The sequence below is a fragment of the Synechococcus sp. PCC 7336 genome (genome assembly GCF_000332275.1).
Taxonomy (GTDB): Bacteria; Cyanobacteriota; Cyanobacteriia; order Thermostichales; family PCC-7336; genus PCC-7336.
The window spans coordinates 4752467-4765753 of record NZ_CM001776.1 but is presented as its reverse complement, the minus strand read 5'-3'; the positions used below and the strand labels follow the sequence as shown (position 1 = coordinate 4765753).

At 54.8% G+C, this 13287-nt stretch carries 10 protein-coding genes; 2 read left to right on the top strand and 8 right to left on the bottom strand.

The window, feature by feature from the left end:
* Positions 1 to 58 precede the first annotated feature (58 nt).
* From SYN7336_RS22555 to SYN7336_RS22535, 6 genes are all read right to left on the bottom strand, one after another.
* On the bottom strand, positions 59 to 985 hold the full coding sequence (locus tag SYN7336_RS22555) for a PilW family protein (protein ID WP_156820288.1): 927 nt from the start codon (positions 983 to 985) through the stop codon (positions 59 to 61).
* A 127-nt stretch (positions 986 to 1112) separates the two neighbouring features.
* The gene (locus SYN7336_RS31360; RefSeq protein ID WP_156820287.1) at positions 1113 to 1490 is read right to left on the bottom strand and encodes a prepilin-type N-terminal cleavage/methylation domain-containing protein; all 378 of its coding nucleotides are present in this window, start codon (positions 1488 to 1490) and stop codon (positions 1113 to 1115) included.
* Complete coding sequence (locus tag SYN7336_RS22550; RefSeq protein WP_038026202.1) at positions 1487 to 2038, bottom strand: Tfp pilus assembly protein FimT/FimU; 552 nt, start codon at positions 2036 to 2038, stop codon at positions 1487 to 1489. The genes SYN7336_RS31360 and SYN7336_RS22550 overlap by 4 nt, the downstream gene beginning before the upstream one ends.
* 320 nt (positions 2039 to 2358) lie before the next feature.
* The gene (gene xseB, locus SYN7336_RS27350) at positions 2359 to 2634 is read right to left on the bottom strand and encodes an exodeoxyribonuclease VII small subunit (RefSeq protein WP_017328214.1); all 276 of its coding nucleotides are present in this window, start codon (positions 2632 to 2634) and stop codon (positions 2359 to 2361) included.
* A complete protein-coding gene (gene xseA, locus SYN7336_RS22540; RefSeq protein WP_017328213.1) occupies positions 2627 to 3832 on the bottom strand; it encodes an exodeoxyribonuclease VII large subunit in 1206 nt (401 codons plus the stop codon). The genes xseB and xseA overlap by 8 nt, the downstream gene beginning before the upstream one ends.
* Positions 3833 to 3943: 111 nt before the next feature.
* Positions 3944 to 8809 carry a translocation/assembly module TamB domain-containing protein gene (locus tag SYN7336_RS22535; RefSeq protein WP_038026201.1) on the bottom strand — a complete coding sequence of 1622 codons (4866 nt, stop codon included), beginning with the start codon at positions 8807 to 8809 and terminating at the stop codon, positions 3944 to 3946.
* A 425-nt stretch (positions 8810 to 9234) separates the two neighbouring features.
* Here SYN7336_RS22535 and SYN7336_RS22530 point away from each other — a divergent pair, with 425 nt between their 5' ends.
* The gene (locus SYN7336_RS22530) at positions 9235 to 9852 is read left to right on the top strand and encodes a DUF1997 domain-containing protein (protein ID WP_227498565.1); all 618 of its coding nucleotides are present in this window, start codon (positions 9235 to 9237) and stop codon (positions 9850 to 9852) included.
* A gap of 12 nt (positions 9853 to 9864) precedes the next feature.
* On the opposite strand, the gene SYN7336_RS22525 is transcribed toward SYN7336_RS22530, so the two are convergent.
* Together SYN7336_RS22525 and SYN7336_RS22520 are read right to left on the bottom strand one after the other, a co-directional pair.
* Positions 9865 to 10545 (bottom strand): Uma2 family endonuclease, encoded by a 681-nt coding sequence (locus SYN7336_RS22525; RefSeq protein WP_017328210.1) that lies wholly within the window; start codon positions 10543 to 10545, stop codon positions 9865 to 9867.
* Positions 10546 to 10621: 76 nt separating this feature from the next.
* A complete protein-coding gene (locus SYN7336_RS22520) occupies positions 10622 to 12277 on the bottom strand; it encodes a Ppx/GppA phosphatase family protein (protein ID WP_017328209.1) in 1656 nt (551 codons plus the stop codon).
* Positions 12278 to 12643: 366 nt separating this feature from the next.
* On the opposite strand from SYN7336_RS22520, the gene SYN7336_RS27345 reads away from it, so the two are divergent.
* A complete protein-coding gene (locus SYN7336_RS27345) occupies positions 12644 to 12973 on the top strand; it encodes a hypothetical protein (RefSeq protein ID WP_156820286.1) in 330 nt (109 codons plus the stop codon).
* Positions 12974 to 13287: the final 314 nt, after the last annotated feature.

Genomic DNA, 13287 nt, shown 5'->3' with positions numbered 1-13287 from the left:
GAAAGTGTCTCAAGTCTAGAAAATATCGACAAAGTCTAGTAGATCGAACACATATCAATCAAACCTGAGGGTTAAACAGTACAATATCTAGCCACTTCTCGATACGTCGGAATCTGGGGTCAAATGTTCCACCAGAGACATCAGGAGCGACTCCGGCAGGTAAATCAATGTCTACAGAATCATATGGATACTGACGGTCTAGTTCTGGCTGTACCGATCGACCTCTTAAATAGATACCGACACGGCGATTGGAGCCTGGCGTCATAGTAGATGTCTCCCAATCAAACCAGTTGGAACCATTAGACCAATACAGGCGAAAATCTTCGATGCCTTCAGCTACTTGACCTGCTCCTGCTGGATTGTCGATCGTGCATTCAAAGGGATCTGCTGGAGCAGCCACCATAGCATCTGAACTGGTACAGGTATAAGTATTATTTGCCCTCATTAAAGTGGGACGACCAGTGGCTGTTGCGCCTGTAATCCAGTAGCGAACGTAATCAATAGTAAAAGTTGTGGGAAAGATCTCATTCAGTGAAATAATTTGGATGCATCCACTGCCCATTGCATTACTCGAACAGGTTCCTCCATCATCTGCTGCAGCACCAGCAGCCAATCGAGTGACTGTCGGGAGTGGATTTGCCGGATTGCCAGTGTGGAAGGGCCAGCCACCTGCATTGAAGAGCTCTTCAATATTGTTTTGCAAGACAACTGGATTGGCACTTCCGGGCAAATTACCAACTCCGTTACCCAAGTAGCCCGCCAATCGAACATCGCTTTGGAGTAAGGCAGTGGCGACTTCAGTACTCTGGGTGACTGAAACAATCTGTTCGTTCGTGCGATAGCTAGTAACTCCCGAGGAAAACAATACCCCTAAAGAGGCCAACACAAAGCCCGACATAATCGTGGCTACCAATGCTTCAGCTAAAGTAAAACCTCGTGCCGTTGCTAGAAGCGCAAGTTTTAGACGCGGACGATTCACGTACATTGGGGAAGCTCCCGCAGACATTTCAACAAATCATGTTCAAGGCTTTCAAACAAGCGATCGCATGAGCGAGATCGCGGCAGTCGGACAGATGAAAAGGCAGGCAAACTCGGTATATAACTGCGAGTTGCTAAGGAACTCTTAACGTAGAAACGGTGTAAGGCTCTATAGAGCCATTTGGGTCAGTCACTGTAACGGTTAACTGCTCTAAATCAGTGCCGGCACCTGCACAAACCAAAGTAGCTCCAAACTGGCAGCCGGTTCGAGTGGCATTCACGATATAGCCATTCACGGTTGGATTAGGGGCTTGGCCAGATGCCAAAACTTCTATAGTTTCTCTTGCAATGATGGCAGCCTCTTGAGAATTTACTGGAGCGAGATTAGCACTCAAAGCTGTCGCCTGCATTCTTGTTGCAGCCAAGATTCCGAGGGATAAAATCACTATTGAGGCCATCACTTCGGTAAACGAAAATCCTTGGGTCGATCGATTTCGATTAGACAATATCATTGCTTTTGTACCCTCCCAGCAGTTCCACTAATAGTGAGTTGCTCAGCATTTCCATTAAAGTTAAGATTGATGCTTTGATTTGCCAATCCGCCCCCACACGATGCAGCCAAACCATTAGCCTGCCAAACTACGCCATCTGTGCTAGTGCCTGAAGTGTTCCAAATTACTGTCAGTCCGTCAATAGAATCATCCAGATCGAGTCGATCGATGATAGGGTTAGCTGGGTTATTACAAATCGGTGTGGTTGAATTAACGACTTCAGTTATGACCCTATTTGTTCCAGGCGAAAGGTAGACAGCCACAGGTTGATTGCGCCTGATAGCTTGAAATCGGCCTGCCTGGAGAACTCCACTCAGTTGGCTAGCAGCATTGTCTAATGCCAAGCGATCGCGACCAGAATTCCACCCTGCGAAAACCACTGTCGATAGAGTTGCCCCTAAGACAGCCAACACCGCTAATTCCAGCATGGTAAATCCCCTCTGACGAGGCAGACTTTTACCAACTCTCGAAACTTTCTTCTGCCAAAACCAGTTGAGATACACATTCATGCCGCTGCACCTGAAAATCACACTTCAAACCAACATTAGATAGTCCTCAAGGCAACAGGCGATAAATGACACTATTGCGGGGAGGATACCCATATCAGGCTATAAAGTTACTCTGTTGCGTTAATTTCTATGAGCTTTAAAGTAACTTATGCGTACTATGATATACGGATTGCTCTGATTCCCTGCTCAGTTCTTCCACTGAAAAGATATGAGATCTTCATACAGGTTTTAGTTATTCTCCGTAAGTTTATGGAAACATCACGCGATCGCGCTCCTTCTCGACTGAGCCACGATCGCAGGCAGCCCGATCGCCCGATCGCTCAAAAGTCTAAATCGGCTGTTAGCTCCTCTGCATCCGTAGCATCTAGCGAGTCCGGGGATTCGCAGGGAAGCCCCCGATCGCCTTTCAGTTGAATTTCAGTCACGCTTTGCTCGGCGGTAACCAAAAAATGGCGGCATTGCTCTGCTAAGTGCATCCCTTCTTCATAGAGCTGTAGCAACTCGGCTAAAGGGAGCGTGCCTCGCTCCAACAAGGTGGCGATTTTTTCTAGACGAGCCAGTTGCTCTTCAAAGGAAGGGGGAGTAGAGCTATTCAAGGATTTTGAATTCGGGGTTGGCAATCTCGTCAATCGTAGCGCGAGCAGTTTGGTTGGCGCGCAAGATTTCGAGGCGATCGCCACTGGCGAGTCGACGATCGGGGGCAAGCCACTGACCGTTACTGCGCAAGAGAGCGAAGCCCCTTTGCAAGGGGGCTAGAGGATTTAGAGTCTGGAGGCGAAGCGCTCCAGTATCGAGTTGTTGGCGTTTTCGCGTCAGGCCGAGGTGGATCGCAGCATCTAATTGAAGTTTGGCTTCGTCGAGCTGTTGTTGAGCGGTGTGGAGGCGATCGCCAATGGAGCGGAAGCCGTAACTGCGGGTCAGGGTTGCGAGGCGATCTCGATGGCGTTCTAGGGTAACGGCGACGCGATGGGCGAAGTGCTGCTGGAGGCTGTCGAGTTGCTGGAGAAGATCGGTTTGGGGATAGGGGGTAGCCAGTTCGGCGGCGGCGGTAGGAGTGGCTGCGCGGGCATCCGCAACAAAGTCGGCGATGGTGTAGTCGGTTTCGTGCCCCACTCCCGATATGATTGGGGTTTGGGCGAGATAAATGGCTTCAGCGACAGCGGGGGTGTTAAAGGCCCAGAGATCTTCGAGCGACCCGCCGCCGCGCCCGACAATAATCAGCTCGTTGCTCCCCTGTCGGTCGAGGGCAGTAATGGCGCGAGCGATTTCGAGGGGAGCGCGATCGCCTTGGACAGCAGTACCGACAAAGTTAATGTGGCAGGCGGAGAAGCGGCGGTTGAGGGTGCTGAGAATGTCTCGGATGGCGGCTCCGGTGGGGGAGGTGGCCACGCCAATCGTTAACGGCAGCGAGGGGAGCGGGCGTTTGCGATCGCGATCGAAGTAACCTCTATCGGCAAGATCTCGTTTGAGGGCTTCGAAGGCAAGATAGAGTTCCCCTTGTCCGAGAGGGGTGAGATGCTGGCAGTCAAGTTGATATTGACCTCGGGGAGAATAGATGGCGAGATCTCCCGTAACAATAACCTGCATGCCGTCGCCGGGTAAGAAGTTGAGCGGTCGACCGCGCCAGAGGGTGCAAGCCACCTGACCGCCTTCGTCTTTCAGGGTGAAGTAGCGGTGACCCGAACTGGCCCGCTTAAAATTGGAGATTTCGCCCGTGACTCGAACAGTCCCGACTGCATCGGTCAAGATCGCGGCGATCGCCTGATTGAGTTCTGTAACGCTGAGGGGCTGCATATGCTGAGGAGCTTTATGTCTGGGGCACTGGGGAACGTGTTTTACCATAGCCTCTCGAGCTGCAAGCGCGATCTTGTGGAGCGATCGCGCGTGGCACAGCGCTTCGCTCTGTCAAAACTTCGTCTCGAACTCCAACGACAGGCGATCGTTACCCTCAAAATCCGTCCCCGATCGCAGCAGCAGGCGATCGTTGAGGCGGAATCTCGTATTGAACCGCAGCGCTTCTTGCGTGTCGGTGAGACTCTGCTGAACTGAAACAGACACCCCCGCCCCCAAATCCTTAGCTGCTTCTAACCCCACCTCCAAACTGCCGCTTTCCCCCGTAAACGGAGCCACCCGCAGCTCGTCGAGACCAATCAGGTTGCCTATCGCATTCTGGGCCCCAAACACAAAGGTAGAGAGAGCAAAACCCGCAATACCGCCCTGACCGATGCCCCCCAAACTGGCTCCGCCCAGCAAGGCGACAATTTCGTCGGGAGTGCGATTGGGGGAGCTACTCAGTTGAATGATGTTGCGGTTAGCAGCATCGTTGCCAGCGAGTTCGCTGGCTCGCCCCTGAAGATCGGCCCGGATTTGAATGGTGTCCTGTTCGGTCAAATTATTGGGAACGCTAGTATCGCTGCTGCCGAGCGATCGCGTCACCACCCGTTCCTGCATTTCCCGCACTTCGGTGAAGACCCGCAGATCGAGCAAAGGATCGATGCCTCCAGCACGATCGAAAACAACGGTGTTGGTGCGACCGCGATCGACCCGCAGGTTAGTAATGCCTAAGTTGACATACCCCTGCCGAATATCAATCGTTCCTTCCGGCTGCACGTCGTCCGGGGTGCCATTCAGAATTAAGTCTCCACGAGCACTGAAGGCAAATAGTGGAATGCGGGCCACCTGAACCCGATCGTCCAAGGTCAGGGCTAACTGGTTGAAGCGAGGGGTCCAGGGTAGGGCTGGCTCTTCGGAGCGATTCGAGCCCGATGGAATTGAAATGGTACCGTCGCGGAGGGTAATTTCACCGCCCAGTTCTGGCGCGGTTAGGGTGCCGCCAATCGCCAGCAGGCCATTCACCTCTCCTTTATATAGGTCCGGTAGGTCCAGCTCGAGTTGCTCCAAAGTGACGGATAGGGGGGCTTCGTGGACTTGTAAGGCGCCGTGTCGATTGATGGCGAGCAGACCGCTGGCAGACACTCGGCCGTCGCTCAAACTGCCGCTGAAGGATTGCACGTTGAGGCGATTGGAGTTAAACGCGATCGCCGCTTGCAAGTGCTGAATGGGCTCGGGCAGGGCGCTGAGGGCCACAGTGGCATCATCCAGTTCGAGTTTGCCCCGCACGGTGGGGTCTTGCAGGGTGCCTCCCACCCGGATATCTAACTCTCCCCGTCCCGATTGCCAAGCGATCGCGTCCGTGAAGAAATTGACCAACCCCAACTGTTCGTCGCGGGCCGAGATGGCAAGGGAAATTTCCTGCGAGACGGGTTCGATATCTGTAAAGGGCAGAGGGGCGGGCAGAGTTCCGATCGCGGTGACTGCAGGGGGGGAGGGGATGGCGATGGGAACGTCTGCAGCCGCTGCAATGTGGCTGGCGGTCGGATCGGCAATGGGAAAGTCTGCCGACGCGACGATCGCTCCATCGAGATGCAACATGCCTTGGCGGTATTCAAACCTGCCCCCTGCAGCGTGGATGGATTTGTTGTCGATCTCCACACTTTCTAGGTCAAATTGACCGCTGGCAGCCGGATTGGCGAGGGTGCCACTAATATTGGCGACGGCGTCCAGTTCGCCACTGAAGCTGTAATCGCCTGGGAAGAAACGATTCGCCAGCGCGAGGGGGAAATTGCGTACCGTTAAATATCCCTGTTGGCGATCGTCGCCAAATTGACCCTCTAGAGAGACCACCCGATCGGCAGCACGGGCATTGAAAGCGTTCAGCTCCAGTTCCCCTTGTCGGTAGCGCCCTCGGGCGGCAAGGCGGTCTAGCTGAAACTCGGCTAAGTGCCACTCTTGTCCGTTCAGATCGAATTGGATGGCAGGGTTGTCGAGAGAGCCTGTCATGCGGACGGTGCCCTGAAAATCTCCCTGCAATTGAGACAGATCGGGAATTTGTCGATTCTCTAGAGCGGCGAGGCGAGCAGCATGTTGGCTGGCGATCGCGGTATAAGATTCGAGACGCTCGAGCAGCGATCTCGCGGCTAGCTCGATTCCGGGGACGACTAACGAGCTGGCAGACCCCAAGTCGGCACTGGGTAAACCGGAGATCGCATCCGTCCACTCCTGCCAGCGCAAGGCGGTTAAGACATTCTCTACCTTGCCATTCTCAGTCGCAATGGCGAGATCCACCTGCAGCGGGATATCGGCCAATTGCTGTCGGCGACCGCTGCGGATGACAACTTCACCGTCGGCGGGCAGACGGACAGAACCATTGAGGGTATACAGACTATCCAGCAAGCCCATCTGACCGTTGGCGATCGCCAGCGTCCCGTCGGCAAAGGTAAACTCGCCCTCCAGGCGATTGGCCTGAATGCCTCGCCAACTGGGATGGTTGGCACTAGCACTCCCCACCACCGTTCTGGCTGCCAAATCCACCACAAACTGACTGTCGAGGGTGCCCCCCCAGCCTTCTAGCATCACCCCATTCAGGAGCCCGAGGGGAAAGCGATTCAGGGTCGCGTCAAACCGATCGCCATTGCGTTGCCCTGCGGCAGTCGTTATCCCCCGCCGCAACACAAACGACTGAGGTGCCCAGTCAGCATCCAACTGTAGCGCAATCCGATCGCCACTCTCGTCTGCAGGGGCTCGACTGTCACGTAGGTCCAACAGCACGCCTGCGCTACCCGGTTGCCATTGCAATGGCCCCTGCAGCGACGCAAACTGCAACCCCGCCGCTTGCAAATTCTCCAGACCGAGCTGCCCCACCCACTGCAGTTCATCCGGCCTGCCTGTAGCTTTGCCTTGCAAGCTTGCGGTTCCTTCTAGCGGAAATCCTGCCGGGAATAGGGGCAGGCTGGCCAGTGGCAAATTCTGCGCGGAGAGGGCGAGATCGATCGCCCCGACTTGTTGCGTTTGGGCATCGAAGGGAATCGTCCCCTCAACCGTAACAGCCTCCAACCAGAGACCGTCCGACACCGCGAGGGTGGAACCATCCCAGGCCACTCGGGCGGAGACGGCACCGGCAAGGCGATCGATGCCATCTGGCAGTTCCATCGTCCCTTCCAGTTCTAGGCCGGCTAAATCGAGCCGAGCGCTGGACCCGCGCAGGCTGAAATCGCCCCGCACAGTTCCCGGCTGCTCCGGTACAAAGAAGTCGAGAGCCACCCCCTGCGGCATCACCCGAGCGCTGAAGGCCCGCCCCTCCCCGGTCAGCGGCATCACCACCGCCGACAGCGTCGCTGTTCCTCCTGCCAATTCCAGCTCCGCCTGCGGAATTGTAGTGGTGTCGTTCTGCCAGTCCAGACGCCCCGTCCCTTCGATCTCGCCGCCGCGTGCCTGCCAGTCTGCCGCGATCGCCGGTTGGTCGGCGACGGTCAGTATTCCTTGCGACGCAAGTGTCCCGAGGGACTTTGGCAACTCTGGCAACTCGTAGCTCGCCGCCACAGACCCGATATCTATGCCGGTCAGTTGAAAGGGGAAACGGGCGGGTTGCGAGGTCGAGAGCGGTATCGTGCCCCTGGCTCGAACTGTGCCTCCCCCCTCTAACTGCCCCACCATGTCGGTAAAGGCAACAGCGTCGCCCTCGACCGCAAAGTTACCCCTGTAGGTGGCGACAGAAAGACGATCGATGCTGGCAGGCGATCGCTGCTTGAAATGACCGGATAACCTCGGATTGACGACAGGACCGGTCAGCTCGGCCTCGCCCTCCAAAGAGCCTGCCACCGGGAAAGGTAGCTCCAAAGCGAAGGTATTCTGCAATTGCGATAGTGTAAGGCGATCGGAATGGCCCTGTAGGTGAAATTCTGCTGCGGCCAACTGAGTTTCGATCTGTTGGGGCGTCAGAGGTTGGGGGATTGTGACGGTGCCGCTGGCGGCAAAGGGAACCTGGCCGTACCGACCGGTAACCGCTTGCAAGGAGAGAGTCTGGCGATCGCTAAAGTTTAAGCGGCCATCGATCGATTGCAACCATTGCGGGACTGAAGTGACCGAAAAGCTCGCGTTTGCTACATCCACCCAGCCGCCCAAATCAAAGGGCTGTCCGGGCTGCCAACCGATCTCTACATTGAACTGAGCGGTTCCCCCATGCAGTTGGAAGACATGCTCGATCGGCAAGACTGAAAGCAGCGTAACGGGCAAGCGATCGCCCTTTAGCGTTAGCTGGACTTCGCGAGATTGCAGGCGAACGTCACCGTCTATTCCCACTGGGCGACCCTCGAATTTCGCGTCAACATCCAACGAGATCGCAGGATCTTTAGGCTCCCCTAAGGGCAGCAATACCCGCGCGCGAAGGCGATCGAACGGATAGGAGTTCCCCCCCAGCGACAGCAAGGTTACCTGTCCTCCCTCGACCTCAATAGCCACTTCAGAGAGAGGCAGCCCCTGCTCCGCTCCGTTTAGATCGAGATCGAAATCCATCCAACCGCGATCGAGGCTTTCCGCAATGAGGATATTGGGCTGATTGAGTTGTAGGGCGATCGCCAATTCCCGCCGCCACAGCCAGCGCCAGACATCTACCCGAATGTCGATACTGCGAATCGAGGCCAAATTTTCGATTTGGCTTTCTCCGACAGTCACCTGCCAAGGCAAAACCCACTGCAGCTCCCCCAGAGCAACCTGCCGCTGCAGCGAAGTCTCCAGTGCTTGCTCCACCTGAGGCACGACCGTACGCTCCACGTAGGAGCGAGCCCCAAGCGAGCCCCCCACGCAGACTGCGCTCACCCCCACCAAGCCCCCCGCACCGAGGCAGGACAAACGCCCCCCATGCTGTCGAACAATCTGGCAGCCATTGGATAGCAATTTGCCCGCCGCCCCCACTGCTTTATGCCATCGCTTCAACGTTCACCACCTTCCCGCCGAGTAAACCGACCGATCCCCTCCGCCGAGTCGTGCAACTTGGGAGGCTGGGAGATAAAGTCGAGGGGAGACTTTCGAGTAGACTCCATATATAGCGTAATATCAAAAAATAACCCCTATAGGTAGGGGGACTCTGCTAAACTTTGCTCAAGTCCAATCTTTTTGAGAGTTTGAGGACGGGGAGATTGGACCGATCGGGACTGAACGAGCACTCTCACGATCGCAATAATCTGTTACAAGGGTATGTAAAGAGGCATCGATCTAGATATTTAGGGCTGTTTGAAAGCTCGTCGCCTACCGGGCGAGCTTGTGGGATGCAGATTTGTTTACAAATTTCATCCGCATTTTCTCGAATATCCCCTGCAAGAGCTATGCTTCATGATGATAATTCAGTGTTTCCTTCAGCTGTGCGCTACTCCTTTCGGGCCGAACAACAAACGGCAGTTCATTTAGCCGGAACGCGATCGCAAGTGCGTGCGTTTTTGAGCAACCCCAGCAATTTGGTGGATGCATTGCTCGAAAGCGATCGCGTCAAACAGCTCGACGATCGCCACTTTCAGGTTTCGATGGCTCCCATTCAGGCACTCGGCACGCAAATTCAGCCGGTGGTCGAGTTACAAATCTTCACAGACCCATCCTCGCGGGTGAATTTATCGGCGGTGGGCTGTTGCATTCGAGGCAATGATTGGGTCGATCGCAATTTCGATTTGGAGTTTGAGGGAAGCTTGAGTCCCGATTTAAAGGTCAGCACCGCCAATCGCATTCGGCTGGCAGGCAATGCCAACCTCAGGGTTCACATTGGCGTCCCCCCTTTGCTGCAGTTCACTCCCCAAGCAATCGTGCGCACGGTGGGCAATACGATTACCCGCAGCGTGTTGACGGCGATCGAGCGATCGCTGTGTCGGCAATTGCCTGTCAGTTTCGAGCAGTGGCAACAGCGGGTGGAGATTGCCGAAAACGTTGAGATTTCTACTTTAGATCGAGGCGAAACGGCGAGCCCCCCCGTGTCGCGCAAGGCCAGTTAGCGATCTAAAGGGCTAATCTTCCCAATCGGGCAGGCGAGGCTGACGCGCCCAATCCATTTGGCTCACTTGTTGCCTGAGTTGTCTGAGAACCTTGGCACTGCCCACCTGCAAGGCCCGTTCCACTAACGCAGGAATCCAGTCTGCGATCGCAAGGTTGCCAAATGTGGGACTGCAGTTTGTCTCAATATAGCGATTGTCTTCGAGAACGTAGATCGCCAGCTTTCGATTCGCGTAAATCCACACTTCAGGAACCTGTAGCCCCACGTAGGCCTCTAGTGTGGTGATGGAGGTTACATCAGTTTCGATCGCGAGATCGGGAGGAGGATCGATATCGAGATTGATGCGATCGCAGTCTCGAACTCTGGCAGCGTTGTCAATATAAAAACAGGTATCGGGCTCTAGCCCCACAGCCATATCTCTGCGCTTGAATGTAGTTGCGCCGAAATCCTCCCAATCCCGTTCCTGGGCATCTAACAGTGCGGTTGCAATATATCCAATCATGCGGTTGGGGCGTTCGTGGGCTGGGAGGGGAGACATCAGTTCTAGGGTGTTGTGGCTATAGGCCATGCGGATGTTGCGACGATCTCCCAGCTCGGCCAAGATGGCCTCGAACTCCGGCCAAGTGATATTGGGGATGCGAATTTTGCTCCCTGGCTCCAGCTCGATCTGACTGACGGGTCTAGTCACAACCATGAAGTGACGCCTCCAGCGACAAGGGCTGGCGAGTGGCGATCGCCAACATACCCCTTCAAATTCAATTGTGGCAGATTTATCGAGATCGCTTCTTTAAGAGGGTGGCGGATAAACGATAGCCAAATTGTTGTTCGAAAACCGACTTTTTAAAATCCAAGGCCCATAATTCCAAGCTGCAATCGTCGTTCGAGCGAATGGGAGTCAGTCGTAGGTCCACCTCCTTTGCGCGATCGTCCACCTCGACATCCACCGACAGAATGGCAGGGGTGGGGCGACGGTGCAGGGCGGTGGCAAGACGCAATAGAGGACTCAGTTCGGAGACCATCTGGCGATGGTTGTCATCGGGCAAATTTTGAAACCCTTCGTGCCTCTTCTTGGGAGTAGATTTGCGATGGTAGCGGGCCAAATTGGCGATGGTCTCGATTTCCTCTTCGGTAAACCCCAAGAGTTCGCCGTTCCGAATCAGGTAGTAGGTATGTTTGTGGTGGGCCGAATGGCTGACGAAATGGCCGCAACTGTGCAATATGGCAGCCGCCCACAATAGCTCCCGAGCGCGAGCGCCCCACTGGTGCAGTTTAGCCCGACCCATCTGGTCGAACAGACTGAGGGCGAGATCGGCCACCCGTTCGGCAAACAGAATATCGACCCGATATTTTTTAGCCAACCGGTAGATGTGCCGCTGTCGCACCTGACTTTGGTATTGCAGGCGATCTTCGATCAGATCGTGGTTCAACATCCAGTCCACAATCAGCCCTTCCCGCAAGGCCCGCTCGCAGACAGAGATTTCGCTAGCTCCGAGCCGTTCCAAAATCTCCAGGAGCACCGCCGCACCGGCCACAATAATTTCTGCCCGACGTTCGCTCAATCCGGGCATCTTACTCCGTTCTGCCACAGTCATCTTGCGCATTTGGGCGATCGCTTTACGCAGGTCGTCAAGCTCAAAACTGTAACCTTGCAAGCTGGCGGGGGGCCCCTCGTGCATGTATCCGCTCACCATCGCCAAGGCTTCGATCGTGCCCGAGGTACCAATAACGCGGACGGGTTCTCCGGGCGCAAGTTTGTGGAGCAGGTCGCGAATCCCTTCCGCTGGCAGCTCTGCTTTGCCTCGGACATATCCTTGCAAGTGATGGAAGTCTTTACTGCTAGGAGGATCGCCAGAGATAAATTGCTGCGTCAGGCGCACTGCCCCCAGCTTGAGGCTGCGCAGGAAGAGGGGCTCTTCCCCCGTGCCGAGAATGAGTTCGGTCGAGCCACCACCAATATCGATGATGACGTGGGGGCGATCGTTTAAGGCAACAGCAGACAAGACTCCCAAATAAATGCGTCGAGCTTCTTCTCGACCGGAGATCAGGTCGATCTCGATGCCCAGCTCCCGCAGCACTCGTTCTAGAAAGACGTGACCGTTGGGGGCCTCCCGAACGGCACTGGTGGCCACCGCCACGATCGCCTCAGCTCGATAAGACTGGGCTAATGCTCGAGATCGCTCTAGGGCGTCAAATCCCCGTTGCATAGCTTCTGGGGTCAGGCATCCCGTTTCTGGGTCTGTTTCCCCCAGTCTGATGGTGGCCTTGTCTTTGGCAATCGTCATAAAGCTGGGAATCGCGGGATCGACTTTAACGATGAGGGTATGGATGGAGTTGGTGCCCACATCGATCGCCGCCATCACCCGCTGCTCTTGAATGGTGAGAGTCGTCAATGTCGGCAAGCTAACCAAGCTCGTGTCGGTAACCATAGCGAATGGTGTTGTGATGGAATTGAGTGAATCTTACCGTGCTATGTGGAGCGCGGGCCAAGATACGCAAATGTCGGGTATCGGAGCAACGCTATGACTGAGTCGAACCCAATCTCCCGAGGCCAAACCGATTCTGCGATCGCAAATGGAATCAAGCTCAAGAGATAAAAAATGACGATTTTAGCTGCCATTGTTTACTCTTTAAGAAAATTTCCCCTCCCATTCTAGCCATAGTCCAGTCAGGATTTTTGCCAAATACTTGTTTTTTCAGAAATAGTTGAATAAAAATTGCTAAGTTCTAGAAAAATGGGATTTTTGCTCGTTATGTTGGAGACAGAATTGCATATCACTTACTCAGGCTGAATGATGAAAGGTCTTCTAAGATATCTGTCGCGAATTCTCTGTGTTGCGATCGCCACGATTGGAGTGCTCTCATTGCTACTCGGCATGCCGGCGATCGCTCAAAACTCTGCTCCTTCGGACCCACCCAGCAGCCGTACTTCGGAGGCCGCTAGTTCTCCCACTGAAACGGACACTGAAACGGAGGCGAATCGGCCCCGGCAGACTGTTCGTGCGAATCGAGGCAGGGATCGGACTCCCCCTCACGTCTATAACTTCAGGGCCATGAAAAAGTACAACACCCAGACCTACCGCGAGGATACAGTCGGCCCGTACCGCGCAGATGAAGAGGAATAGGCGAGAGGAACGTAAAGGCTCACAGTCCCCCTCTCTCATTGCTGCCTCCTGGGCTAAGACCTCACCATAAATTTCAACGATTCTTTAGCTCTGCATAGCTCGTTTATGGCCCATACTTTGCCTATTGACTGCGACTCGTTACGATAAAACCGCTCGTAACTTCCTCGGAGCCATTTATTGAGCTGCTTTGGTTATCTGACTTAACTGATGACAGGCCCTAGGAATTCGCAATCCATCAAATTGGGCAGGAGCGCTAAATTGTAGTGTATGCTACAGCTTTGCCAGCTGCAGGCATGTAACTGTGCAAACCAAGT

Bases quoted from the DNA above. Each gene is read 5' to 3' on its own strand.
- SYN7336_RS22555 (WP_156820288.1), bottom strand. From the start codon at position 985: ATGTACGTGAATCGTCCGCGTCTAAAACTTGCGCTTCTAGCAACGGCA.
- xseA (WP_017328213.1), bottom strand. From the start codon at position 3,832: ATGCAGCCCCTCAGCGTTACAGAACTCAATCAGGCGATCGCCGCGATC.
- SYN7336_RS22520 (WP_017328209.1), bottom strand. From the start codon at position 12,277: ATGGTTACCGACACGAGCTTGGTTAGCTTGCCGACATTGACGACTCTC.
- SYN7336_RS27345 (WP_156820286.1), top strand. From the start codon at position 12,644: ATGAAAGGTCTTCTAAGATATCTGTCGCGAATTCTCTGTGTTGCGATC.
- SYN7336_RS22525 (WP_017328210.1), bottom strand. From the start codon at position 10,545: ATGGTTGTGACTAGACCCGTCAGTCAGATCGAGCTGGAGCCAGGGAGC.
- SYN7336_RS22550 (WP_038026202.1), bottom strand. From the start codon at position 2,038: ATGAATGTGTATCTCAACTGGTTTTGGCAGAAGAAAGTTTCGAGAGTT.
- SYN7336_RS31360 (WP_156820287.1), bottom strand. From the start codon at position 1,490: ATGATATTGTCTAATCGAAATCGATCGACCCAAGGATTTTCGTTTACC.